Below are 20,221 nucleotides of genomic sequence, written 5' to 3'. Positions count from 1 at the left end.
AATGGCAAGATGCCGTAATCGCACGAGGTCGCGACACTCGAAGACGAGTGTTCTCGTCGACCTGCGGCGCTGTCGATACCCGTCGGCAGTGGCCCACCCATCGGCATCTCCACCCATCCGCCGGAGGAACCCACCATGACCGCAAGCACCACCCGTCGTACCACCGCCGCGCGCTCCCGTCTTGCGGCGGTCGGCGCGATCGCGGTCGCAGGCGCACTGCTTCTCACCGGCTGCGGTGACCAGACGGAGGAGGGCAACGACAGCGGCACCTCCGAGACGTCCGCCGCCCCCCTCGCCGACAAGCTCCCGGCCGACATCCGCAAGGCGGGCGTCATCAAGGTGGGCTCGGACATCGCGTACGCCCCGGTCGAGTTCAAGGACGGTTCCGGCAAGACGGTCGGCATCGACCCGGACCTCGCGGACGCCATGGGCAAGCAGCTCGGCGTGAAGTTCGAGTTCGAGAACGGCACCTTCGACACCCTGCTCGGTGGCCTGCGCTCGGACCGGTACGACATCGCCATGTCCGCCATGACCGACACCAAGGCCCGCCAGGAGGGTATCGACTCCGACACCGGCAAGAAGGTCGGCGAGGGCGTCGACTTCGTCGACTACTTCACCGCCGGTGTCTCGATCTACACCAAGAAGGGCGACGACCAGGGCATCAAGACCTGGGCGGACCTGTGCGGCAAGAAGCTGGTCGTCCAGCGCGGCACGGTCTCGCACGACCTGGCCAAGGCCGAGGCGGAGAAGTGCCCGGCGGGCAAGACCATCACCATCGAGGCCTTCGACAACGACCAGCAGGCCCAGACCCGCCTGCGCGCGGGCGGCGCCGACGCCGGATCCTCCGACTTCCCGGTCGCCGCGTACGCCGTGAAGACCTCCGGCGGCGGCAAGGACTTCCAGCTGGTCGGTGAGCAGGTCGACGCCGCCCCGTACGGCATCGCGGTCGCCAAGGGCGACACCGATCTGCGGGACGCCCTCAAGGCCGCGCTCGACGCGGTCATCGAGAACGGCGAGTACCAGAAGGTCCTGGAGAAGTGGGGCGTCACGGAGGGCGCCGTCGAGGAAGCCGCCGTCAACGGTGGCAAGTGACCGCGCACCGGCGGCGCTGAAAGGCAACACCCGTGACTGCTGACATCAACAAGACGGACGGGCCGGCGGACACCCCGCCGGCCGGCCCGGAGGCCATCAAGGCCGTTCCGGTCCGGCACTACGGCCGTTACGTCTCAGCCGTGCTCGCCCTGGGCATCTTCTTCGCGCTCGTCTGGGCCTTCGCGAACGGCGACATCAACTGGGGCGCGATCCCCGACTACTTCTTCAACGACCGCATCCTCACCGGCGTCCGCGAGACGCTCTGGCTGACCTTCCTGTCGATGGTCATCGGCATCGTCGGCGGTCTCCTGCTCGCCGTGATGCGGCTGTCCAAGAACCCGGTGACCTCGTCGATCGCCTGGTTCTACATCTGGTTCTTCCGCGGCACCCCGGTGCTGGTCCAGCTGTTCGTCTGGTTCAACCTGGGCTTCGTCTTCGAGTACGTGAATCTCGGACCGGTCTACAAGGACGAGTGGTCCCAGTTCATGACGCCGTTCCTGACGGCGCTGCTCGGCCTCGGACTGAACGAGGCCGCGTACATGGCGGAAATCTGCCGCGCCGGTCTGCTGGCCGTCGACGAGGGCCAGACCGAGGCGGCCCACGCGCTCGGCATGAGCCACTCCAAGACGCTGCGCCGGATCGTGGTCCCGCAGGCGATGCGCGTGATCGTGCCGCCCACGGGCAACGAGGTCATCAACATGTTGAAGACCACCTCGCTCGTCGCGGCGGTCCAGTACTACGAGCTCCTGCGCTACGCCCAGGACATCGGTACGACCTCGGGCGCCACGGTCGAGATGCTGTTCCTCGCCGCGGCCTGGTACCTGATCCTCACCTCCGTGCTCAGCGTCGGCCAGTACTACGTCGAGCGGTACTACGCCCGCGGATCGAGCCGCCAGTTGCCGCCCACCCCCTGGCAGAAGGTCCGCGCCCACCTGACGTCCTTCTCCAGCCGCAAGGGGGTCACAGCATGACGAACGCGATGGTCAAGGCGGAGGGCGTCCACAAGTCCTTCGGCTCCGTGGAAGTCCTCAAGGGCATCGACCTGGAGGTGAAGTCCGGCGAGGTGTTCTGCCTCATCGGTCCCTCCGGCTCCGGCAAGTCCACCTTCCTCAGGTGTATCAACCACCTCGAGAAGGTCAACGCCGGACGTCTGTACGTCGACGGCGAGCTGGTCGGCTACCGCCAGAAGGGCGACAAGCTCTACGAGCTCAAGGACAACGAGGTCGCCCTGAAGCGCCGGGACATCGGCATGGTCTTCCAGCGCTTCAACCTGTTCCCGCACATGACGGCCGTAGAGAACGTCATGGAGGCACCGGTCCAGGTCAAGGGCGTGAGCAGGGCGCAGGCCAGGGAGCGCGCGACGCAGCTCCTGGAGCGCGTGGGCCTCGGCGACAAGGCCGGGAACTACCCCTCGCAGCTCTCCGGCGGCCAGCAGCAGCGCGTGGCGATCGCCCGCGCGCTCGCCATGGACCCCAAGCTGATGCTCTTCGACGAGCCGACCTCGGCGCTCGACCCGGAGCTGGTCGGTGACGTCCTCGACGTCATGCGCGACCTCGCCGAGTCCGGTATGACGATGATCGTCGTCACCCACGAGATGGGCTTCGCCCGCGAGGTGGGCGACAGCCTGGTCTTCATGGACGGCGGCGTGGTGGTCGAGTCGGGCAACCCGCGCGACGTCCTGACCGACCCGCAGCACGAGCGCACGAAGGCGTTCCTGTCCAAGGTGCTCTGAGCGGACACGCGAAGGGGCGGTACGGATCCCGTACCGCCCCTTCGCGTTCCCCTCCGGCTACTTCAGCGCCAGCAGCAGGGTGTCCGACGGCGAGCACCACACCGGCCGCGCCTCGCCGAACCCCTTCTCGCGCAGCACGCGCGCGTGCCAGGCGGCCGGCGGCATGTCACCGTCGGCGTGCTCGCCGTAGATCTCGAACCGACGGGCCGTCGGTCCGGCGAGGACCGGGTCCTTCGCGGCGAGCTGCCACCACTCGGCCCAGTCGAGGGCACCGTCCGCCTTGGCCTGATCCATGCGGGCGTGCCGCTGGGCGCGCTCGGCCGCGTTGATCCGGGGCGTGGTGTCGTCGATCATGTGGTCCGCGTTCATGAAGACACCGCCGTCGCGGACGAGCCCCGCGATGTGCCCGTAGAGGTCCGCGAGGGGTTCCCGGTGCAGCCAGTGGAGGGCGGTCGCGGTCAGTACGGCGTCGTAGGAGTCGTACGGCAGCTTCGCCGGCCACTCGGGGTCCTTGAGGTCGGCCGTCACGAAGGAGACCCGCCCGTCCCCCTCGAACGTGCCCTCCGCGATGGCGAGCAGCGCCGGGTCGAGGTCGACGCCGGTGCTGGTGGCGTCCGGGAACCGGTCGAACAGCCGGGCGGTGATGCTGCCCGTGCCGCAGGCGAGGTCCAGCACCCGCGGGGCGGTGCCGACGAGGGCCTCCACCATGTCGAGCATGACCCTGAAGCGTTCCTCCCGGTCCGGCATGTACCACTCCTGCTGCCGGTCCCAGCTCTCCTGCCAGGCCCGCCAGTCGGCGGCGGCCGTGGTGGTGTCCGCGTCCGTCATCGAGCGCCTCCCTCACATACGTCCCGTAATACCCTGGGTGCGGAATCGTCTGTTACAAGACCGCGCTCCTGACGATAGATCTCCTGCGTAAGGACTACAAGTGGAACTGGCCTATTACTCGGATTACGCCGTGCGCCTCGTCAACACCGAGGAACCGGTCCGGGGCAAGGACACGCTCACCTCCGTCGAGGCCGTCCGCGATCTGTTCGGCGGGAACCACTCGGCCGCCCGGCGCGCCACCGACGCCGACGTGACGCGGTTCCGCTCGGTCCGGGCCAGGCTCCGCTCGGTCTTCGAGGCGGCCGACGGCGGCGACGAGACCCTCGCCGTCGACCTGCTGAACTCACTGCTGCTGGAGTTCCCGGTCAGCCCGCAGATCTCCGGCCACGACTTCCGCGACGACGACGGCCGCCCGCTGTGGCACATGCACCTGGCCGACCACCCGTCCAACGCCACCGCCGGCTACGCCGCCACCGCCGCGATGGGCCTGGCCTTCCACCTCACCGAGTACGGCGTGGACCGCCTCGGCCTGTGCGAGGCGTCGCCCTGCCGCAACGCCTATCTGGACACCTCCACCAACCGTTCCCGCCGCTACTGCTCCGACCGCTGCGCCACCCGCGCCAACGTGGCCGCCTACCGCGCCCGCAAACGCCTGGAGGCCGACCGGCCGGAGAACACGGGCCGGGCCGACGACAGCGCCCAGCCCACCACGGCCAGCGGCGAACGCCGTTCGGAGCCGCGCGGCCGGTAACGGAACCGGACCCGGCCGAGTACCAGTTCGTCGGGGACGACGCCGTAGTCGGTGCTGTCACCACCGGCGTACGCGTTGTCCCCGAGCACCCACCAGCCGCCCTCCCGTCGCTCGGCGGCCCGCTTGACGACGAGCAGGTCCTGCTGGAACGGGTGGCGCAGCACGATCACGTCCCCGCGTTTGACCCGGGCACCGTAGTGCACCAGAAGCCGGTCCCCGTGGTGCAGCGTGGGCACCATGGACGGCCCGGTCACCTCGGCCACCCCGAAGGGCAGCGGCGCCCTCGCCCGCTCGGTGTCCTGCGACAACTCCGGCATCACCCGGCACCTCCCCGGTTCGTCCTCCACCAGTCCCAGTCTCACCCCGGACTTTTGTCCTAAGCCCGCGGGGGCACCCGCGAAAAGCCGTCCGCCACGGAGTAATGTCCAGTGTGAGAAGACGATCACGAGGAAGGAAACGCTCCATGCTTTCCCGCCTGTTTGCCCCCAAGGTCAAGGTCAGCGCCCACTGCGACCTGCCCTGCGGCGTGTACGACCCGGCCCAGGCCCGCATCGAGGCGGAGTCGGTGAAGGCCGTCCAGGAGAAGATGGCCGGCAACGACGACCCGCACTTCCAGGCCCGCGCCACGGTCATCAAGGAGCAGCGCGCCGAGCTGGCGAAGCACCACGTCTCCGTGCTGTGGAGCGACTACTTCAAGCCTCCGCACTTCGAGAAGTACCCGGAGCTGCACCAGCTGGTCAACGACACCCTGAAGGCCCTGTCGGCCGCCAAGGCGTCGACGGACCCGGCGACCGGCCAGAAGGCCCTGGACTACATCGCCCAGATCGACAAGATCTTCTGGGAGACCAAGAAGGCCTGACCCGGCCTCCTTCCCGTGACGGCGATCGGTGCACCATCGCGGGTCGCGGGTGTCGCCAAGGGCCCTGCCGCTGCGTGCGGCAGGGCCCTTCGGCGTCTGCGGAACCGCTGTCATGGTCCCGCGGCGCGTGACATGCTGAGCGGATGGAGCTGGAGGATCTGGTGCGGCTGCGACGGGCCCGGGACCGGATGGACCGGGAGTACGCCGAGCCGCTCGACGTCACGCAGCTGGCGCGGACCGCGCTGATGTCGCCCGGTCACTTCCAGCGCAGCTTCCGCGCGGCGTACGGGCAGACGCCGTACGCCTATCTCATGACCCGGCGCATCGAGCGTGCCAAGGCGCTGCTGCGGCGGGGCGACCTCACGGTGACGGAGGTGTGTCTCGCGGTCGGCTGCACCTCGCTCGGTTCGTTCAGCTCCCGGTTCACCGAGCTGGTCGGGGAGACGCCGAGCGCGTACCGGGCCCGGTCGCACGAGGAGAGCGCGGTGATTCCGCCGTGCGTGGCCCGGATGTACACCCGGCCGGTCCGGGGCCGGACCCGGGTCGACCCGAGCGGAACCTTCTAACGTGGGCGCATGGACACAGGAAACGACGTACGGCTCGCCCAGTGCTTCATCGCCGTCGACGACCACGACAAGGCGCTGGCCTTCTACCGTGACGTGCTGGGGCTCGAGGTCCGCAACGACGTGGGGTTCGAGGGGATGCGCTGGGTGACGGTCGCCTCGCCGGAGCAGCCGGACGTGGAGATCGTGCTGGAGCCGCCCGCCGCGAACCCGGACGCCTCCCCCGGTGACAAGCAGGCGATGGCCGAGCTGTTGGCCAAGGGCATGCTGCGCGGGGTCAACTTCACCACCACCGACTGCGACGCCCTCTTCGCGCGCGTCCGCGCCGCCGGCGTGGACGTGCTCCAGGAGCCGGTGGACCAGCCGTACGGGGTGCGTGACTGCGCGTTCCGTGACCCGGCGGGGAACATGCTGCGCTTCATGGAACGTCCCGAGCGGTGAGCGTCCGCTGGACGTACGCCTTCATCGACCGGCCCGCCTCCGGGGCCGGCCGGACCGGTGGGTTCTGGACGGCCGTCACCGGGACGCGGCTGTCCGGACCCAGCGGCGACAACGGGGAGTTCGTGACCCTGTCGGCGGACGGTGCCGATGCCTGCGTGGGGTTGCAGAGGATCGTTTCGGGCCGGGGTGGCGCTCATCTCGACTTCTCCGTGGATGACCTGCCCGGGTTCGTCGCGGACGCACTGCGGCTGGGCGCGGAGACGGTCGGTGAGCACGAGGGGTGGGCCGTACTGCGGTCGCCCGCGGGACAGTTGTTCTGCGCGGTGCCCTGGCACGGGGAGTCGGTGCGGCCGCCCGTCGTGCACGGCAGCCGTCTGGACCAGGTGTGCCTCGATCTCCCGCCGTCTCGCTATGACGCGGAGGTCGCCTTCTGGAGCGGGCTGTTGCCCGACTGGGACGCGGTGCCCGGTTCGCTCCCGGAGTTCCACGTGGTCAGGCCGCCGGACGGACTGCCCGTGCGCATCCTGCTCCAGCGGCTGGAGGAGGAACGGCCGGTCTCCGCCCATCTGGACCTCGCCTGCGCCGACATCGACGCGACCCGGGTGCGGCACGAGGAGCTCGGTGCCGTGCGCGTGGCCACATTCGGCCACTGGACGGTGATGCGGGACCCGGCGGGCGGTACGTACTGCCTGACCGGCCGTGATCCGGAGACGGGCGGACTGGCTCGCCGGTCCGCCTAGTCGGTGGTGACGAGGCAGGCGGTGGCCACCACGCCGTCCTCGACGCCGGGCGGCGGCTCGGGAGCCGGGCACTCCGCGAGACGGGGGGTCGGGCTCGGTTCTGCCCTTTCCCAGCCGGCCGGGGGCGGCGGTTCCGCCTCGCCCCGCAACCACAGGGTCAGTCCGCCCCCGACGATCACGACGGCCGTCCAGATGCCCACGCCCCACCGCCACACCGCGCCCATGCCGTAACGCTAGTGCCGGGTGGAGGCCTGGCGCACGGCGTCCTTCCGCGCCGGTCCCGCCTCGGCGTCACCGGGTTGTTCGGCTTGTCCGGGTTGTTCAGTTTGTCCGGGTTCCCCGGCCTCGTGGGATTCCTTGCATCTCGGGTTGCGGCACGGGCCGTGCACCCACACCGGAACCCACGCGCCCAGCGTCTTGTGGCGCCGGACCACCGTCTCCACAGGCTGTCCGCAGGCGGGACAGACGGGTTGTTCGCTGTCCATGCCCCCAGAGTAGGCCCGCAGCGGGTTCAGCGCTTCCTGCCGTACGTCCGGACCAGCACACCGTTGCCGAACGAGCGCACCGACTCCAGCGTGAACTCCGTGATCGAGAAGCCGGAGCCGAACATCGGCATGCCGGAGCCCTGCACGATGGGGTACGTCTTGATGATCAGCTCGTCGATCTCGTCGACCAGTTCACCGGCGATCCCGGCCCCGCCGCACAGGTAGATGTCGTACGCGCTGTCCTCCGCCTTCAGCGTGCGCACCCGGCCGACCAGGTCGTCCGCGATGATCTCGACGTTGGGGTCGGGCGACTCCCCCAGCGTGCGGGAGGCGACGAATTCGCGCAGGTGGGCGTAGGGGCTGGTGATGCCCTCCTTCAGGGCCAGGTCGTAGCTGGCCCTGCCCTGGACGATCGTGTCGAACCGCTTGTTCGGCAGGTGGTCGATGTTCGTCTGCCTGCGGCCGTGGGTCGGAATGGTCTCCGGGTACTCCGCCGCGAGGAATCCGAAGAACTCCTCGTCCACGAAGGCGAACATCGCCGACGCGTCACCCTCCGGATCCCCGATGAAGCCGTCGATGGAACAGGCGATGTAGTACGTGAGCTTGCGCAACGCGGCCTCTTTCCGTGGACTGCCCTCGTCTGAACAACTCCAGTTGTAGTACTTCAACTGTAGTGGTGCAAGAAGGCAGGTGAAACCCGGGGCAAGTGAGGACGGGGATTCCGCATGTGCCGGTGCCTGGAGCCCCCGGGCGACCGCCCGCTGTCCCGGGCGGTGGCCGCGGCTCCCCGCCGTGCGGCGGACCATGCGGGTGTGCCGTACGGCGATCACGAGGAACAGGCCCACGACCAGCGCGGGCACCGGACCGGCCGTCGGGGGACGACGGCCGTCCCTCCCGGCCGGTCCGTCAGCCGACGGTCCGGGGTTCGCGCCACATGGGCCACATGCGCGGACCGTCCGGGAGCGTCAAGGGCTCACCGGACGCCTCGAAGCCGAGGCGCCGGTACAACCGGGCGCTGCGCTCGCTGCTCGCCTCCAGGTACGCCGCCAGCCCTTCCCGGTCGCAGCGGTCGAGGACGGACCCGATCAGCGCGGTGCCGAGCCCTTCGCCCTGGCGGCCGGGTGCCACGCCGATCATCCACAGGTACTCGTGGGCCCGCCCCGAGGGGTGGATGTCCGCGGTGAGCCGGCCGATCAGTTCCACGCGCTCGTTGTCCGGGTCGACGGCCTGGCGCATCCGCGCGAAACCGTCGTCGTCCGACTGCTCCTCGCCGCGCCCGGGCTCGTCCGCCGGTACGGACATCCACAGCGCGCACGCCGAGCCGTCCTCGGTGAGGTCGACGCGCCCCTCGGCGAGCACGGCATCGGTGAAGGCGGCCATGAGCCTGTGGTGCGTCGTACGGCGGTACTCGTCGCCGGGGAAGACCCAGCCACTGACCGGGTCGTCCTGGAACGCCTCGTCCAGGAGCCGGACGACCAGTTCCCGGTCCCCGTCCCCAGCCGTCCGGATCGCCACGCCCATGTCCGTCCCTTCCTCTCAACCGACGCTGCGCATACGGACGTTGAGCGTAGTGGGACCACCGGCGCGGGGAGGGCGGGCCCCGCACATCGTGGGGAAGTGCGGGACCCGCCGGACCGGAGCCACGGTGCCGTGCGGGGTCAGGAGCCGCACGGCATCCTGTGGCTCCGGGGCCGGGGAGACGGCCGGCGGGCCGTCAGGTGGTGCGCCGTGTCACGAACTCGGCCAGAGCCAGCAACCCGCCCGCCGCCTCCGGGTCGGGCACCGCACGGGCCACCTCCTGCATCGCCCGGGCCATCCGGTCGGCCGCCTGGGTCTGCGCCCAGTCCCGGCCGCCCGCCCGTTCCACGGCCAGCGCGATCTCCTCCAGGTCGTCCTCCTTGTGATGCGGGGTCGCGTACACGGCGGCGAGTCGCGCTGCCTCCGGGGTGCCGGAGGTGAGCGCGGCGACCACCGGCAGCGACTTCTTGCGGGCGGCCAGATCCGCGCCGGCCGGCTTGCCGGTGCGACGTGGATCGCCCCATATGCCGATGACGTCGTCGATGAGCTGGAAGGCCAGCCCCGCCTCCCGGCCGAACCCGTCCAGTGCCGCCACGTCCGCGTCCCCGACGTCCGCGTACAGCGCCCCGATCGCGCAGGCACAGCCGAGCAGCGCGCCGGTCTTGGACTCGGCCATGGCGAGCGTCTCGGCGAGGGTGACCTCGTCGGGGGCCCGCTGCTCCATGGCCGTGTCGGCGTGCTGCCCCGCACACAGCTCGATCACGCAGTCCGCGAGCCGGGCCGCCGCCGCCGAGGCCGCCGGATGGGGGTCCTCGGCGAGCAGCCGCAGGGCGAGCGCCTGGAGGGCGTCCCCGGCGAGGATCGCGTCGGCGTCCCCGAACACCGTCCAGGCGGTGGGCCGGTGGCGGCGGGTGGTGTCCCGGTCCATCACGTCGTCGTGCAGCAGCGTGAAGTTGTGGACCAGTTCCACGGCGGCCGCCGCCCGTACGGCAGCCGCCCGGGCCGCGGGCCCGCCCAGGGCGGAGGCCGCGGCGAGCACCAGGGCGGGGCGGATCGCCTTGCCCGAACCGCCCCCGGCCGGGGCGCCGTCCGCCTGCTCCCAGCCGAAGTGGTGGAGCGCGATGCGGCGCATCGGGCCGGGCAGCGATCCGATGGCGGCCCGCAGCACCGGGTCGACCGCGGCCCGCGCCCGCTCCAGCAGCATCGTCGCCTCGTGCCCGTCACCGGGCCGCTGCTCCGGCACGGCCGGCATCCTGGTCGTGCTCTCCGCCGCAAGCCCCGTCTTCGGCTCCGTGATGGACTCCGTCATCGACTTCCCCCTGGGACCGACTCGGTGAAGGAGCGGAAGGATGGCGCTTCCGCGCCCGTCGAGCGCATACCTCCGAGGTGTACCCGCCCGGACGGGCGGGGACACGGTGTGCGGGGCGGGAGCAGGCCGCAGGTCATCGCCAACGGCCGATCTCGACGTTCTCCAGGATCCCGAGCGCGTCCGGTACCAGGACCGCGGCCGAATAGTAGGCCGTGACCAGGTACTTGATGATGGCCTGTTCGTTGATGCCCATGAACCGCACGGACAGACTCGGCTCGATCTCGTCGGGGATGCCGGCGGCCCGCAGTCCGATGACGCCCTGGTCCTCCTCACCGGTGCGCAGGGCGATGACGGAGGTCGTCCGGGCCTCGGTCACCGGGATCTTGTTGCACGGGAAGATCGGCACTCCCCGCCAGGTGGGGATGCGGTTGCCGCCCATGTCGATGGTCTCGGGGACGAGTCCCCGCTTGTTGAGCTCGCGGCCGAACGCGGCGATCGCGCGCGGGTGGGCGAGGAGCAGCCTGGTTCCGCGCCGCCTGCTGAGCAGTTCGTCCATGTCGTCGGGGCTCGGCACGCCGTTGTGGGGCTGGATCCGCTGGTCGTACTCGCAGTTGTGGAGCAGGCCGAAGTCGCGGTTGTTGACGAGTTCGTGCTCCTGGCGCTCCTTCAGCGCCTCGACGGTCAGCCGGAGCTGCTGTTCCGTCTGGTTCATGGGCTGGTTGTAGAGGTCGGCCACGCGGGTGTGGATGCGCAGCACGGTCTGGGCGACGCTGAGTTCGTACTCGCGAGGCCTGGCCTCGTAGTCGACGAAGGTGTGCGGGATGTCCGGCTCTCCGCTGTGACCGGCCGCGAGGTCGATCTCCTTCTCGCCGTATGTGTTGGTGCGCTGCCCCGGGACCGTGAGCCGCCGACGGAGGTGTTCGCGCAGGGTGTCCGACCGCTCGGCGACCTGTTCGACCGCCTCGCGCGGCAGCACGAGCACGGTGCAGGCGGTGAGGGTGCGGGCGGTGTACTCCCAGACGGCGTCCTCGCCCAGCAGCGCCTGTTCGCCGAAGTAGGCGCCGTCGGCGAGGACTCCGAGGGACTCGTCCTCGCCGTAGGGGCCGGTGCCGACCCGCTCCACCCTGCCGTGCGCCAGCAGGTACACCTCGTCGGCCGGGCTGCCGAAGGAGGCGATGACCTGACCGGCCCCGATCTCCCGCTGCCGGCAGCGGGCGGCCAGCTCGGTCAGCACCTCCTCGTCCTCGTACGACCGCAGCACCGGGAGCTCGCCCAGTTCCGCGGGGATGATCTCGACGCGGTCGCCGGTCTTCACGAACGTCATCCGGCCATCACCCACGGCGTATGTCAGCCGCCTGTTGACACGGTATGTACCGCCCTGCACATCGACCCAGGGCAGCATGCGCGGCAGCCAGCGTGAGCTGATCTCCTGCATCTGCGGCACGGACTTGGTCGTGGTGGCCAGGTTCCGCGCGGCCGCCGTACCGAGGCTCTGCTGCTGCCCGGCCTGCTCCGGACGGACCTCTTCGCCTACCGACATAGAGAATTGCCCTCCCCAATGGTGATACCGCACCCGGCCGTGCCGGGCATGGCATTGCGCGATCAAGCCTTCCTCACGCAGCGTGCGCACGCCATTACCCGATCGAGCGGGGTTGGATCTTGGGAGGGCTGGGCACACATGGGCACCCGTCCGATGGTGTCGTACCGGAGGGAAATTGTCCGGATCGGCTCGTACAGGAGGCGAACGAGTAGTTGAACTCGCTCCTTTCAGGTATAGGCCCGGTAGCGAGCGGTTGCGAAGGGCGGCCGTCGCCCGGCACGAAGGAGGGCGGTCATGGCCCCACCCATGTCCGCGAGCGCGTTCCTGCGCGCTCTGAAGGCGGAAGGACTCACGGTCGTCGAGGTCGGTGACTGGCGCGACCACAACCGCAACCACAAGGGCCCCTGGGGCCCGGTCCACGGCGTGATGATCCACCACACGGTGACCAAGGGCAGCGCCCGTACGGTCGACATCTGCCGCAAGGGTTACGCGGGTCTGCCCGGGCCCCTGTGCCACGGCGTCATCACCAAGGACGGCCGGGTCCACCTCGTCGGCTACGGCAGGGCCAACCACGCCGGGCTCGGCGACGACGACGTGCTCCGCGCGGTGATCGCCGAGAGAGGGCTGCCGAAGGACAACGAGGCGAACACCGACGGCAACCGGCACTTCTACGGCTTCGAGTGCGAGAACCTCGGCGACGGCGAGGACCCCTGGCCGTCGGCCCAGCTGGAGGCCATCGAGAGAGCCGCGGCGGCCGTGTGCCGCCACCACGGCTGGAACGAGCGGTCGGTGATCGGGCACAAGGAGTGGCAGCCGGGGAAGGTGGACCCGCGCGGGTTCACGATGAGCTCGATGAGGAAACGGATCGGCGACCGGCTGAACTGACGAGCGGGCGCGATGGCGCACGGCCTGCCTGGCGACAACCCGTCGGAACGTGTCGCTCGCTCTCCTGGGGCCCGCGACGGCCCGCTCCTAGCGTGGTGAACCGTCCCTGACGGTCCCAGGAAAAGGTCTCGCCATGCAGTACGTCGCCCCGGTCGGCATCGGTGTCCTCTACGCCCTGCTGATGTCCCTCGTCCGTGAACCGCACCGGCGGCGCCTGAACGCCCTCATGGTCGCCGGTGCGGGCGCCGCCTACCTCAGCGGCGGCGGGCTGGGCGGCTGGGAGTTCGCCTTCACGGCGCTGGTCACCTGTGTGGCGTTCCGCGGCCTGGACTCCTGGACGTTCATCGGCGTCGGCTGGCTGCTGCACACCGCGTGGGACGTCGTCCACCATCTCAAGGGCAACCCCATCATCCCGTTCGCCCACACGTCGTCCCTGGGCTGCGCCATCTGCGACCCGGTGATCGCGCTGTGGTGTCTGCGGGGCGGTCCCTCCCTGATCGACCTGTTCCGCGACCGCCGCCGAAGCCGTGAGAAGCCGCGGGCGACAATGGCCCTGTGACCGGTTCCGACACCTCCGGCCCCCGCGACTCCCTCGCGGGCCTGCGCCCACGGCTGCCCTCCCCGCTGCGTGAGGTCGCGGACGGGCGGTTCGAGCGGCACGGGGTGCGGCTGCTGCTGAAGCGGGACGACCTGATCCACCCCGAACTGGTCGGCAACAAGTGGCGCAAGCTCGCGCCGAACCTCGACGAGGCGGCCGGGCGGACCGTGCTCACCTTCGGCGGCGCGTACTCCAACCATCTGCGGGCCACGGCCGCCGCCGGCCGGCTGCTCGGCCTGCGCACGGTGGGCGTGGTGCGCGGGCAGGAACTCGCCGACCGCCCGCTCAATCCCTCGCTGGCCCGGTGCGCGGCCGACGGGATGCGACTGCACTTCGTCGACCGGTCGACGTACCGCCGCAAGGCCGAGCCGCGAACCCTGGCGGCCGTGCTGCGCGCGGCGGGCGCCGGGGACGCGTACGTCGTGCCCGAGGGCGGCAGCAACCCCGTCGCCGTGCGCGGCTGCCGGGCGCTCGGAGAGGAGCTGGCCGGCCGGGCGGACGTGGTGGCGGTGGCCTGCGGCACCGGTGGCACGCTGGCCGGACTGGCCGCCGGGCTCGGCGGCGGGACGCGCGCGCTGGGCATACCCGTACTCAAGGGCGGCTTCCTGGCCGAGGACATACGGGTCCTGCAGAGCGAGGCGTTCGGCGGCCCGCGCGGCGACTGGAGCCTCGACGACCGCTTCCACTTCGGTGGCTACGCCCGCGCCACCCCGGAACTCGAAGCGTTCGCCGAGGACTTCGAGCACCGCCACGGCATCCCGGTCGAACGTCTCTATGTCGCCAAGTTGCTTTACGCCCTTGTCTCCCTGGCGGAGGAGAACGCGTTCCCGCGCGGGAGCGAGGTCGCCGCGGTGATCACCGGCCGGCCCTTCCCGTGAGCGGTCAGGTCGCCTCCCGGAACGCCGCCGCCTCCTCCAGGTCCAGCCGGCGCAGCAGCGTGCGCAGCATCTCGTCGTCGATGTAGCGGCCGTCGCGCAGCCGGACGAACATCTCGCGCTCCGCGCCGATCATCTCCCGTGACAGCCGCCGGTAGGTGTCGTCCACCGACTCCCCGGTGACCGGGTTGGCCTGCCCGAGCCGTTCCCAGACGGCGTTGCGGCGGCGCTCCAGGACGGTGCGCAGACGCTCGGCGAGCGGCGCGGGCAGGGTGTTGCGCTCGTCGGCCAGCAGCTCGTCCAGGCGCTGCTCGGCGACCCGGGAGGCCTGCGCCTGGGCGTTGGCCTCGGCCAGGGTCTCGGCCTGTACGTCGCGTCCGGGGAGCTTGAGCACCCGGATCAGCGGGGGCAGCGTCAGCCCTTGCACGACCAGGGTGCCGATGACGGTGGTGAAGGTCAGGAAGAGCAGCAGGTTGCGCTGCGGGAAGTCCTCGCCCTCGGCGGTGACCGGGATCGAGAAGGCGATGGCCAGCGAGACCACGCCTCGCATCCCGGCCCACGCGATGACGAACGGCGCCTTCCAGCCGGGTCTGCCCTCGCGTTCCCTGATCTTGGCCGACAGCATCGGCGGCAGCCAGGTCGCCGGGTACACCCAGACGAACCGCATGACGACGACCACCGCGAAGACGGCGACCGCGTACCAGGCGGCGTCGATGCCCTCGTACTCGCCGAGTTCTCTCAGGACGACGGGCAGCTGCAGTCCGATCAGCGCGAACACCGCGGACTCCAGGACGAACGCGACCATCTTCCACACCGCGTCCTCCTGGAGGCGGGTGGCGAAATCGACCTCCCACGCGCGGTGCCCCAGGTAGAGGGCGACGACCACCACGGCGATGACGCCGGAGGCGTGCACCTGCTCTGCGGCGGCGTACGCGACGAACGGGATCAGCAGGGAGAGCGTGTTCTGCGGCAGCGCCTCCTTCACATGGGTGCGCAGCCAGTGCAGCGGCGCCATCAGCACCAGGCCGACCACCAGGCCGCCGACCGCCGCGAGCAGGAACTCGCCGACTCCCCCGGCCCAGGTCGCGCCCTCGCCGACCGCGGCCGCCACGGCCACCCGGAACGCGGTGATCGCGGTGGCGTCGTTCAGCAGGGACTCGCCCTGGAGGATGGTGGTGATCCGGGACGGCAGCCCCACCCGGCGTGCCACCGCCGTCGCCGCGACCGCGTCCGGCGGGGCCACCACGGCGCCGAACACCAGCGCCGCGGTCAACGGCAGGCCCGGCACGATCAGGTACAGGACCCAGCCGACGGCGAACGTCGCGAACAGTACGTACCCCACCGACAGCAGCGCCACCGGACGCAGTTGCGCCCGGAGGTCGAGGTAGGAGCTGTCGGTGGCCGCCGTGTGCAGCAGCGGGGGCAGGATGAGCGGCAGGACGATGTGCGGGTCGAGCGTGTACTCGGGCACGCCGGGGACGTAGCTGACCGCCAGCCCGGCGGCGACCAGCAGCAGCGGCGGCGGCACCGACGTACGCCGGGCGGCCGCGGCGATCGCGGCACTGCCCGCCACCAGCAACAGCAGCGGCATCACATCCATGTCCGGCCCACCCTCGTTTTTCCGCGCGGTCTTCCGCGCGGGCGTCGTAATCTGGCAATCATGAAACAGTGCACGCACGCCGACGCGCTGCCGCACCCGGAACCCGTCCCGCTCGGTGAGACGTGTCCGGAGTGTCTGCGGGACGGCACCGATCCGGTGCAGCTGCGCCTCTGCCTCACCTGCGGTCACGTCGGGTGCTGCGACTCCTCGCCGAAACGGCACGCCACGGAGCACCACAACGAGACCGGCCACCCCGTGATGCGGACCCACGAGCCCGGCGAGGACTGGCGCTGGTGCTTCGTCGACCACGTACTCGTGTGACCCGGCGTGACCCCGGTGCCGGACGGTTCGACCGTCTGACGTCTGGGTACGTCAATGCGGCGCACGCTCTTCCCATTTGGGAGCCGCAGACCCCTAGCCACGGAGCGTATTCATAGTTTTACTATGAGTGACGGCATGCGGGTCGGGGTCCCGGGGACAGGACCGTCGAGAGCGCGATAGCGTCACCGCTGAACCACGTAGCGCGTTACCCGGGGGCGAACCAGGCCCTGAAACGCTTGTACCACCTTGGAGGTGAGGGTGTCCCAGATCGCAGGCGAGCCCGCGACCCAGGACTTCGTGGAAGTCCGGCTGCCGGCCGCGGGGGCCTACCTGTCGGTGCTGCGTACGGCCACGGCCGGCCTCGCGGCCCGTTTGGACTTCACCCTCGACGAGATCGAGGACCTGCGCATCGCGGTCGACGAGGCCTGCGCGATCCTGCTCCAGCAGGCCGTGCCGGGTTCGGTGCTCAGCTGTGTCTTCCGGCTCGTCGACGACTCACTCGAGGTGACCGTCTCGGCGCCGACCACGGACGGTCACGCCCCTTCGCGGGACACCTTCGCCTGGACCGTGCTGTCCGCGCTCGCGGGCAAGGTCTCCTCCGCCGTGGACGAGGACAAGACCGTGTCGATCAGCCTCTACAAACAGCGCGGCGCGGGACCCGGGCCGGCGTGAGGAGCGAGGACGGGCCGGTGCGGGACGAAGAACGCGGCACACGGGAGCTGCCGGACGAGCGCGTGCCGGAGGGCATCGACGGCATCCCCGAGCAGGCCCGGCCGCACCCGGAGGACGACTCCACAAAGGCCGTCACCCCGGGCGGCGGGCAGCCCGGCGGTGCCGCGCGACCCGCGCCCGCGGCCGGGCCGGCCGGGGCCGCTCCGGGCCGAGGGGGCGCCCCCGCCAGGGCCAACCCGGCGGCGGGGGAAGAGGCGAGCGCTCGGGGAAGGGCGACGGGCGGGACGATGAGCGAGCACGAGCGACACTCCGAGGACGAGGCGCCCCGGGCGCCCGCCGCCCGGGGCGCGCGGAGCACCCCCGGTGCTCCGGGCACCCAGGGCGGGCACGCGCACCACGATCCGCGGGACCGCAGCGGGGCGCGCGCCATGTTCCTCGAGCTCCGCACGCTGCAGGACGGCACTCCCGAGTACGCGGAGCTGCGCAACCGCCTGGTGCGCATGCATCTGCCGCTCGTCGAGCACCTCGCGCGCCGCTTCCGCAACCGCGGGGAGCCGCTGGACGACCTCACCCAGGTCGCCACCATCGGGCTGATCAAGTCGGTCGACCGCTTCGACCCCGACCGGGGCGTGGAGTTCTCGACGTACGCGACCCCGACGGTCGTCGGCGAGATCAAGCGGCACTTCCGCGACAAGGGCTGGGCGGTGCGGGTGCCGCGCCGGCTGCAGGAGCTGCGGCTGGCCCTCACCACGGCCACGGCGGAGCTGTCCCAGCTGCACGGCCGCTCCCCCACGGTGCACGAGCTGGCCGAGAAGCTGGCCATCTCCGAGGAGGAGGTCCTGGAGGGTCTGGAGTCCGCGAACGCGTACTCCACGCTGTCCCTGGACGTCCCCGACACCGACGACGAGTCCCCGGCGGTCGCCGACACCCTCGGCGCCGAGGACGAGGCGCTGGAGGGCGTGGAGTACCGGGAGTCGCTCAAGCCGCTGCTGGAGGACCTGCCACCGCGCGAGAAGCGGATCCTGCTGCTGCGCTTCTTCGGCAACATGACCCAGTCGCAGATCGCCCAGGAGGTCGGCATCTCGCAGATGCACGTCTCCCGGCTGCTGGCCCGCACCCTGGCTCAGCTGCGGGAGAAGCTGCTCGTGGAGGAGTGACCCGGCGTGGCCGCCGGGACGCTGCTACTCGGCGTTCCCGGGCCCCCGGATGCCGAGGGCCCGGGTCGTCTCGGGGTTGATCAGCAGGACGAGCGCGGTGACGGCCACGACGGCGAGCGCGATCCCGGCGGGGATGGCCACACCGTCGGACACCAGCAGGTTGTAGGCCACCGGCAGCGCGATGATCTGTGTGATGACGGCGGGGCCGCGGCTCCAGCTCCGCCGGGCGAACAGTCCCCGCGCGGCGAGCAGCGGGAGCAGCGCGAGCACGATCAGTGTCGCCCCGCCGGTGACGGCCTGGCGGCGGTCGTCCGGTTCGCCGGTGAGGGCGAGGACCGACATCCACACTCCGCCGGCCACCAGCGCGAGTCCTTCCAGGGCGGCCAGCGCCGCGGCGTACGTCAGACGGCGCGGGCGGGGGCCGGTGGCGTCCGGGGCGGTGGTGGGGGTCTGCTCACTGCTCACCCCTGAAGGGTAGCCCTCGCCGTGCGCGCCCCGTGCCGAGGTTCACGCCCCGTCTCTCCTTCCGCCCCCGCCTCGGTCTGGGCCCGGTACCACTCAGTAGGTACCCTGCACGTCATGCGTGCACTTCTCGTGGTCAACCCGGCGGCAACCACCACCAGTGCGCGCACGCGCGATGTGCTGATCCACGCGCTCGCCAGCGAGATGAAGCTGGAGGCGGTCACCACCGAGTACCGCGGACACGCGCGCGACCTGGGCCGGCAGGCCGCGGAGAGCGACGACATCGACATGGTGGTGGCCCTCGGTGGGGACGGCACGGTCAACGAGGTCGTCAACGGTCTGCTGCACGCGGGGCCCGACCCGGAGCACCTGCCCGGTCTCGCCGTGGTCCCCGGCGGCTCCACCAATGTCTTCGCCCGTGCCCTGGGCCTGCCCAACCAGCCCGTGGAGGCCACCGGCGTCCTGCTGGACGCACTGCGCGAGGGCCGCGAGCGCACCGTCGGCCTGGGTCTGACCTCGGGCACGCCGGGCTCGGAGGACGAGGCCGTGCCGGCCCGCTGGTTCACCTTCAACGCGGGGCTGGGCTTCGACGCCGGTGTGGTCGGCCGGGTGGAGCAGCAGCGGGAACGCGGCAGGAAGTCGACCCACGCGCTGTACATGCGCCAGGTGGTCCGTCAACTGCTCGGCGACCCGCACCGGCGGCACGGTGTGATCACCCTGGAGCATCCGGGCGAGGAGCCGGTCACCGATCTGGTGCTCTCCATAGTCTCGAACACCTCGCCGTGGACGTTTCTCGGCAATCGCCCGATCTACGCGTCACCTAAGGCCTCGTTCGATACGGGCCTCGATCTCTTCGGTCTGAGCCGGATGTCCACCGCCGCGGTTGCCCGGTATGGCACCCAGTTGCTCACTTCGTCCCCGGAGCGCGGACCCCGTGGCAGGCATGCGGTCTCCCGGCACGATCTGACACGCTTCACCTTGCATTCGAAGGTGCCACTGCCCCTCCAGATGGACGGTGACCACCTGGGGCTGCGAACCAGCGTGACGTTCACAGGCGTACGCCGTGCACTGCGTGTGATTGTGTGAGCAGAAAGGGCCAAAGTCCTTTCAGTCGAACGTTTAGACCAGGATCCACCCCATGGAAGTACGGCTGTGACCTAGTCGACACCGAAGAATCAAAAAAAACTTTTCGGAAGGGGTTGTATCCGCCGCCGAGGTTTGCGAGTCTCTACATGGCGATCGGGACGGCCCGCAACACCGGCCTCCACAGATCACCGGAACCCCTCTTCAAACCCAAGGACCACGCCAGCGAACCTGGCGCTCGGCCCTTCCCTTGTTGAGGGATTCGTGAAAGCGTTCACATTCACAAGCAATCGCATTTACATACCATGAGAGGTAGCAGCCATGGACTGGCGTCACAACGCCGTTTGCCGCGAGGAAGACCCCGAGCTCTTCTTCCCCATCGGCAACACCGGTCCTGCGCTGCTGCAGATCGAGGAAGCCAAGGCCGTCTGCCGTCGTTGCCCGGTGATCGAGAGCTGCCTGCAGTGGGCGCTCGAGTCCGGTCAGGACAGCGGCGTCTGGGGTGGTCTCAGCGAGGACGAGCGTCGCGCGATGAAGCGCCGTGCCGCCCGCAACCGGGCCCGTCAGGCCTCCGCCTGACAACCCACCCCTGCTGACAGCCTGAGCTTGGCGGCGCGTACGGCGCGTACGCATCTCCCGCCCCCGAGCCGCAGCGCGCAGTACCCCGATGCTCCCCCGCATCGCATGAGCACTGGCCTCGGACCTTCACC

Annotated in this window: 25 protein-coding genes; 16 read left to right on the top strand and 9 right to left on the bottom strand. The window is 70.6% G+C overall.

Going from position 1 to position 20,221, the window contains the following annotated elements:
- Window positions 1-135: 135 nt before the first annotated feature.
- Genes ACFXAE_RS08825 through ACFXAE_RS08815 form a run of 3 tightly spaced genes read left to right on the top strand, consistent with a single transcriptional unit; the run spans window position 136 to window position 2,824 of the window.
- Window positions 136-1,092 carry an ABC transporter substrate-binding protein gene (locus tag ACFXAE_RS08825; RefSeq protein WP_384710204.1) on the top strand — a complete coding sequence of 319 codons (957 nt, stop codon included), beginning with the start codon at window positions 136-138 and terminating at the stop codon, window positions 1,090-1,092.
- Between the two features lie 32 nt (window positions 1,093-1,124).
- Entirely contained in the window at window positions 1,125-2,063 is a 939-nt protein-coding gene (locus ACFXAE_RS08820; protein ID WP_384710201.1) for an amino acid ABC transporter permease, read from the top strand.
- Window positions 2,060-2,824, top strand: coding sequence for an amino acid ABC transporter ATP-binding protein (locus ACFXAE_RS08815; RefSeq protein ID WP_384710198.1), 765 nt, complete (start codon window positions 2,060-2,062; stop codon window positions 2,822-2,824). The genes ACFXAE_RS08820 and ACFXAE_RS08815 overlap by 4 nt, the downstream gene beginning before the upstream one ends.
- Window positions 2,825-2,881: 57 nt before the next feature.
- On the opposite strand, the gene ACFXAE_RS08810 is transcribed toward ACFXAE_RS08815, so the two are convergent.
- Window positions 2,882-3,652 (bottom strand): class I SAM-dependent methyltransferase, encoded by a 771-nt coding sequence (locus tag ACFXAE_RS08810; protein WP_384710195.1) that lies wholly within the window; start codon window positions 3,650-3,652, stop codon window positions 2,882-2,884.
- Window positions 3,653-3,752: 100 nt separating this feature from the next.
- On the opposite strand from ACFXAE_RS08810, the gene ACFXAE_RS08805 reads away from it, so the two are divergent.
- Window positions 3,753-4,403: a CGNR zinc finger domain-containing protein gene (locus ACFXAE_RS08805; RefSeq protein WP_384710192.1), complete on the top strand. Its 651-nt coding sequence runs from the start codon at window positions 3,753-3,755 to the stop codon at window positions 4,401-4,403.
- Here ACFXAE_RS08805 and sodX read toward each other — a convergent pair.
- On the bottom strand, window positions 4,286-4,720 hold the full coding sequence (gene sodX, locus ACFXAE_RS08800) for a nickel-type superoxide dismutase maturation protease (RefSeq protein ID WP_384710189.1): 435 nt from the start codon (window positions 4,718-4,720) through the stop codon (window positions 4,286-4,288). The two genes, ACFXAE_RS08805 and sodX, sit on opposite strands and share 118 nt — an antisense overlap.
- 146 nt (window positions 4,721-4,866) lie before the next feature.
- Between sodX and sodN the strand changes: the two genes are divergently transcribed.
- From sodN to ACFXAE_RS08780, 4 genes are all read left to right on the top strand, one after another.
- On the top strand, window positions 4,867-5,262 hold the full coding sequence (gene sodN, locus ACFXAE_RS08795) for a superoxide dismutase, Ni (RefSeq protein WP_004983535.1): 396 nt from the start codon (window positions 4,867-4,869) through the stop codon (window positions 5,260-5,262).
- Between the two features lie 143 nt (window positions 5,263-5,405).
- Entirely contained in the window at window positions 5,406-5,828 is a 423-nt protein-coding gene (locus tag ACFXAE_RS08790) for a helix-turn-helix transcriptional regulator (RefSeq protein ID WP_384710186.1), read from the top strand.
- Between the two features lie 9 nt (window positions 5,829-5,837).
- Complete coding sequence (locus tag ACFXAE_RS08785) at window positions 5,838-6,266, top strand: VOC family protein (protein ID WP_384710183.1); 429 nt, start codon at window positions 5,838-5,840, stop codon at window positions 6,264-6,266.
- The gene (locus ACFXAE_RS08780; protein WP_384710180.1) at window positions 6,263-7,006 is read left to right on the top strand and encodes a VOC family protein; all 744 of its coding nucleotides are present in this window, start codon (window positions 6,263-6,265) and stop codon (window positions 7,004-7,006) included. The genes ACFXAE_RS08785 and ACFXAE_RS08780 overlap by 4 nt, the downstream gene beginning before the upstream one ends.
- Here ACFXAE_RS08780 and ACFXAE_RS08775 read toward each other — a convergent pair.
- The 5 genes from ACFXAE_RS08775 to ACFXAE_RS08755 all read right to left on the bottom strand — a co-directional run bounded on the left by ACFXAE_RS08775 (window position 7,003) and on the right by ACFXAE_RS08755 (window position 11,858).
- Window positions 7,003-7,230 carry a hypothetical protein gene (locus tag ACFXAE_RS08775; protein WP_384710177.1) on the bottom strand — a complete coding sequence of 76 codons (228 nt, stop codon included), beginning with the start codon at window positions 7,228-7,230 and terminating at the stop codon, window positions 7,003-7,005. The genes ACFXAE_RS08780 and ACFXAE_RS08775 overlap by 4 nt on opposite strands.
- A gap of 287 nt (window positions 7,231-7,517) precedes the next feature.
- Complete coding sequence (locus ACFXAE_RS08770; protein WP_384710174.1) at window positions 7,518-8,102, bottom strand: dihydrofolate reductase family protein; 585 nt, start codon at window positions 8,100-8,102, stop codon at window positions 7,518-7,520.
- A gap of 295 nt (window positions 8,103-8,397) precedes the next feature.
- A complete protein-coding gene (locus ACFXAE_RS08765; protein ID WP_384710171.1) occupies window positions 8,398-9,012 on the bottom strand; it encodes a GNAT family N-acetyltransferase in 615 nt (204 codons plus the stop codon).
- 193 nt (window positions 9,013-9,205) lie between these two features.
- Window positions 9,206-10,318 carry a family 2 encapsulin nanocompartment cargo protein polyprenyl transferase gene (locus tag ACFXAE_RS08760; protein WP_384710168.1) on the bottom strand — a complete coding sequence of 371 codons (1,113 nt, stop codon included), beginning with the start codon at window positions 10,316-10,318 and terminating at the stop codon, window positions 9,206-9,208.
- Between the two features lie 133 nt (window positions 10,319-10,451).
- The gene (locus tag ACFXAE_RS08755; RefSeq protein ID WP_384710165.1) at window positions 10,452-11,858 is read right to left on the bottom strand and encodes a family 2B encapsulin nanocompartment shell protein; all 1,407 of its coding nucleotides are present in this window, start codon (window positions 11,856-11,858) and stop codon (window positions 10,452-10,454) included.
- 294 nt (window positions 11,859-12,152) lie between these two features.
- Between ACFXAE_RS08755 and ACFXAE_RS08750 the strand changes: the two genes are divergently transcribed.
- The 3 genes from ACFXAE_RS08750 (at window position 12,153) to ACFXAE_RS08740 (ending at window position 14,219) form a co-directional block, all read left to right on the top strand.
- Window positions 12,153-12,743, top strand: coding sequence for an N-acetylmuramoyl-L-alanine amidase (locus tag ACFXAE_RS08750; RefSeq protein WP_384710162.1), 591 nt, complete (start codon window positions 12,153-12,155; stop codon window positions 12,741-12,743).
- Window positions 12,744-12,876: 133 nt separating this feature from the next.
- Window positions 12,877-13,302: a DUF6010 family protein gene (locus ACFXAE_RS08745; RefSeq protein WP_384710159.1), complete on the top strand. Its 426-nt coding sequence runs from the start codon at window positions 12,877-12,879 to the stop codon at window positions 13,300-13,302.
- Entirely contained in the window at window positions 13,299-14,219 is a 921-nt protein-coding gene (locus ACFXAE_RS08740) for a 1-aminocyclopropane-1-carboxylate deaminase/D-cysteine desulfhydrase (RefSeq protein ID WP_384710156.1), read from the top strand. The genes ACFXAE_RS08745 and ACFXAE_RS08740 overlap by 4 nt, the downstream gene beginning before the upstream one ends.
- A 4-nt stretch (window positions 14,220-14,223) precedes the next feature.
- Here the strand turns inward: ACFXAE_RS08740 and ACFXAE_RS08735 are convergent, their stop codons facing one another.
- Window positions 14,224-15,816, bottom strand: a complete 1,593-nt coding sequence (locus ACFXAE_RS08735; RefSeq protein WP_384710153.1) for a Na+/H+ antiporter — start codon at window positions 15,814-15,816, stop codon at window positions 14,224-14,226.
- 60 nt (window positions 15,817-15,876) lie between these two features.
- Between ACFXAE_RS08735 and ACFXAE_RS08730 the strand changes: the two genes are divergently transcribed.
- The 3 genes from ACFXAE_RS08730 (at window position 15,877) to ACFXAE_RS08720 (ending at window position 17,966) form a co-directional block, all read left to right on the top strand.
- On the top strand, window positions 15,877-16,137 hold the full coding sequence (locus ACFXAE_RS08730) for a UBP-type zinc finger domain-containing protein (protein WP_384710150.1): 261 nt from the start codon (window positions 15,877-15,879) through the stop codon (window positions 16,135-16,137).
- Between the two features lie 258 nt (window positions 16,138-16,395).
- Window positions 16,396-16,809 (top strand): anti-sigma regulatory factor, encoded by a 414-nt coding sequence (locus ACFXAE_RS08725; RefSeq protein WP_004925829.1) that lies wholly within the window; start codon window positions 16,396-16,398, stop codon window positions 16,807-16,809.
- 17 nt (window positions 16,810-16,826) lie between these two features.
- Window positions 16,827-17,966 carry an RNA polymerase sigma factor SigF gene (locus tag ACFXAE_RS08720; protein ID WP_384710147.1) on the top strand — a complete coding sequence of 380 codons (1,140 nt, stop codon included), beginning with the start codon at window positions 16,827-16,829 and terminating at the stop codon, window positions 17,964-17,966.
- Between the two features lie 24 nt (window positions 17,967-17,990).
- On the opposite strand, the gene ACFXAE_RS08715 is transcribed toward ACFXAE_RS08720, so the two are convergent.
- On the bottom strand, window positions 17,991-18,431 hold the full coding sequence (locus ACFXAE_RS08715; protein ID WP_384710144.1) for a hypothetical protein: 441 nt from the start codon (window positions 18,429-18,431) through the stop codon (window positions 17,991-17,993).
- Between the two features lie 114 nt (window positions 18,432-18,545).
- Between ACFXAE_RS08715 and ACFXAE_RS08710 the strand changes: the two genes are divergently transcribed.
- Window positions 18,546-19,514, top strand: a complete 969-nt coding sequence (locus ACFXAE_RS08710) for a diacylglycerol/lipid kinase family protein (protein ID WP_384710141.1) — start codon at window positions 18,546-18,548, stop codon at window positions 19,512-19,514.
- A gap of 318 nt (window positions 19,515-19,832) precedes the next feature.
- The gene (locus ACFXAE_RS08705) at window positions 19,833-20,090 is read left to right on the top strand and encodes a WhiB family transcriptional regulator (RefSeq protein ID WP_030219886.1); all 258 of its coding nucleotides are present in this window, start codon (window positions 19,833-19,835) and stop codon (window positions 20,088-20,090) included.
- Window positions 20,091-20,221 lie beyond the last annotated feature (131 nt).

Origin of the sequence: Streptomyces sp. NPDC059454 (assembly GCF_042749965.1) — a bacterium.
In the GTDB taxonomy this organism is placed as follows: domain Bacteria; phylum Actinomycetota; class Actinomycetes; order Streptomycetales; family Streptomycetaceae; genus Streptomyces.
The sequence above is the reverse complement of the archived record's forward strand: the minus strand, read 5'-3'. Positions and strand labels throughout refer to the sequence as shown.

Coding starts and splice junctions, on each gene's coding strand:
- ACFXAE_RS08760 (WP_384710168.1), bottom strand. CDS start 10,318: ATGACGGAGTCCATCACGGAGCCGAAGACGGGGCTTGCGGCGGAGAGC.
- ACFXAE_RS08735 (WP_384710153.1), bottom strand. CDS start 15,816: ATGGATGTGATGCCGCTGCTGTTGCTGGTGGCGGGCAGTGCCGCGATC.
- ACFXAE_RS08785 (WP_384710183.1), top strand. CDS start 5,838: ATGGACACAGGAAACGACGTACGGCTCGCCCAGTGCTTCATCGCCGTC.
- ACFXAE_RS08825 (WP_384710204.1), top strand. CDS start 136: ATGACCGCAAGCACCACCCGTCGTACCACCGCCGCGCGCTCCCGTCTT.
- ACFXAE_RS08790 (WP_384710186.1), top strand. CDS start 5,406: ATGGAGCTGGAGGATCTGGTGCGGCTGCGACGGGCCCGGGACCGGATG.
- ACFXAE_RS08730 (WP_384710150.1), top strand. CDS start 15,877: ATGAAACAGTGCACGCACGCCGACGCGCTGCCGCACCCGGAACCCGTC.
- ACFXAE_RS08710 (WP_384710141.1), top strand. CDS start 18,546: ATGCGTGCACTTCTCGTGGTCAACCCGGCGGCAACCACCACCAGTGCG.
- ACFXAE_RS08705 (WP_030219886.1), top strand. CDS start 19,833: ATGGACTGGCGTCACAACGCCGTTTGCCGCGAGGAAGACCCCGAGCTC.
- ACFXAE_RS08775 (WP_384710177.1), bottom strand. CDS start 7,230: ATGGGCGCGGTGTGGCGGTGGGGCGTGGGCATCTGGACGGCCGTCGTG.
- ACFXAE_RS08765 (WP_384710171.1), bottom strand. CDS start 9,012: ATGGGCGTGGCGATCCGGACGGCTGGGGACGGGGACCGGGAACTGGTC.
- ACFXAE_RS08745 (WP_384710159.1), top strand. CDS start 12,877: ATGCAGTACGTCGCCCCGGTCGGCATCGGTGTCCTCTACGCCCTGCTG.
- ACFXAE_RS08755 (WP_384710165.1), bottom strand. CDS start 11,858: ATGTCGGTAGGCGAAGAGGTCCGTCCGGAGCAGGCCGGGCAGCAGCAG.
- sodN (WP_004983535.1), top strand. CDS start 4,867: ATGCTTTCCCGCCTGTTTGCCCCCAAGGTCAAGGTCAGCGCCCACTGC.
- ACFXAE_RS08815 (WP_384710198.1), top strand. CDS start 2,060: ATGACGAACGCGATGGTCAAGGCGGAGGGCGTCCACAAGTCCTTCGGC.
- ACFXAE_RS08750 (WP_384710162.1), top strand. CDS start 12,153: ATGGCCCCACCCATGTCCGCGAGCGCGTTCCTGCGCGCTCTGAAGGCG.
- ACFXAE_RS08810 (WP_384710195.1), bottom strand. CDS start 3,652: ATGACGGACGCGGACACCACCACGGCCGCCGCCGACTGGCGGGCCTGG.
- sodX (WP_384710189.1), bottom strand. CDS start 4,720: ATGCCGGAGTTGTCGCAGGACACCGAGCGGGCGAGGGCGCCGCTGCCC.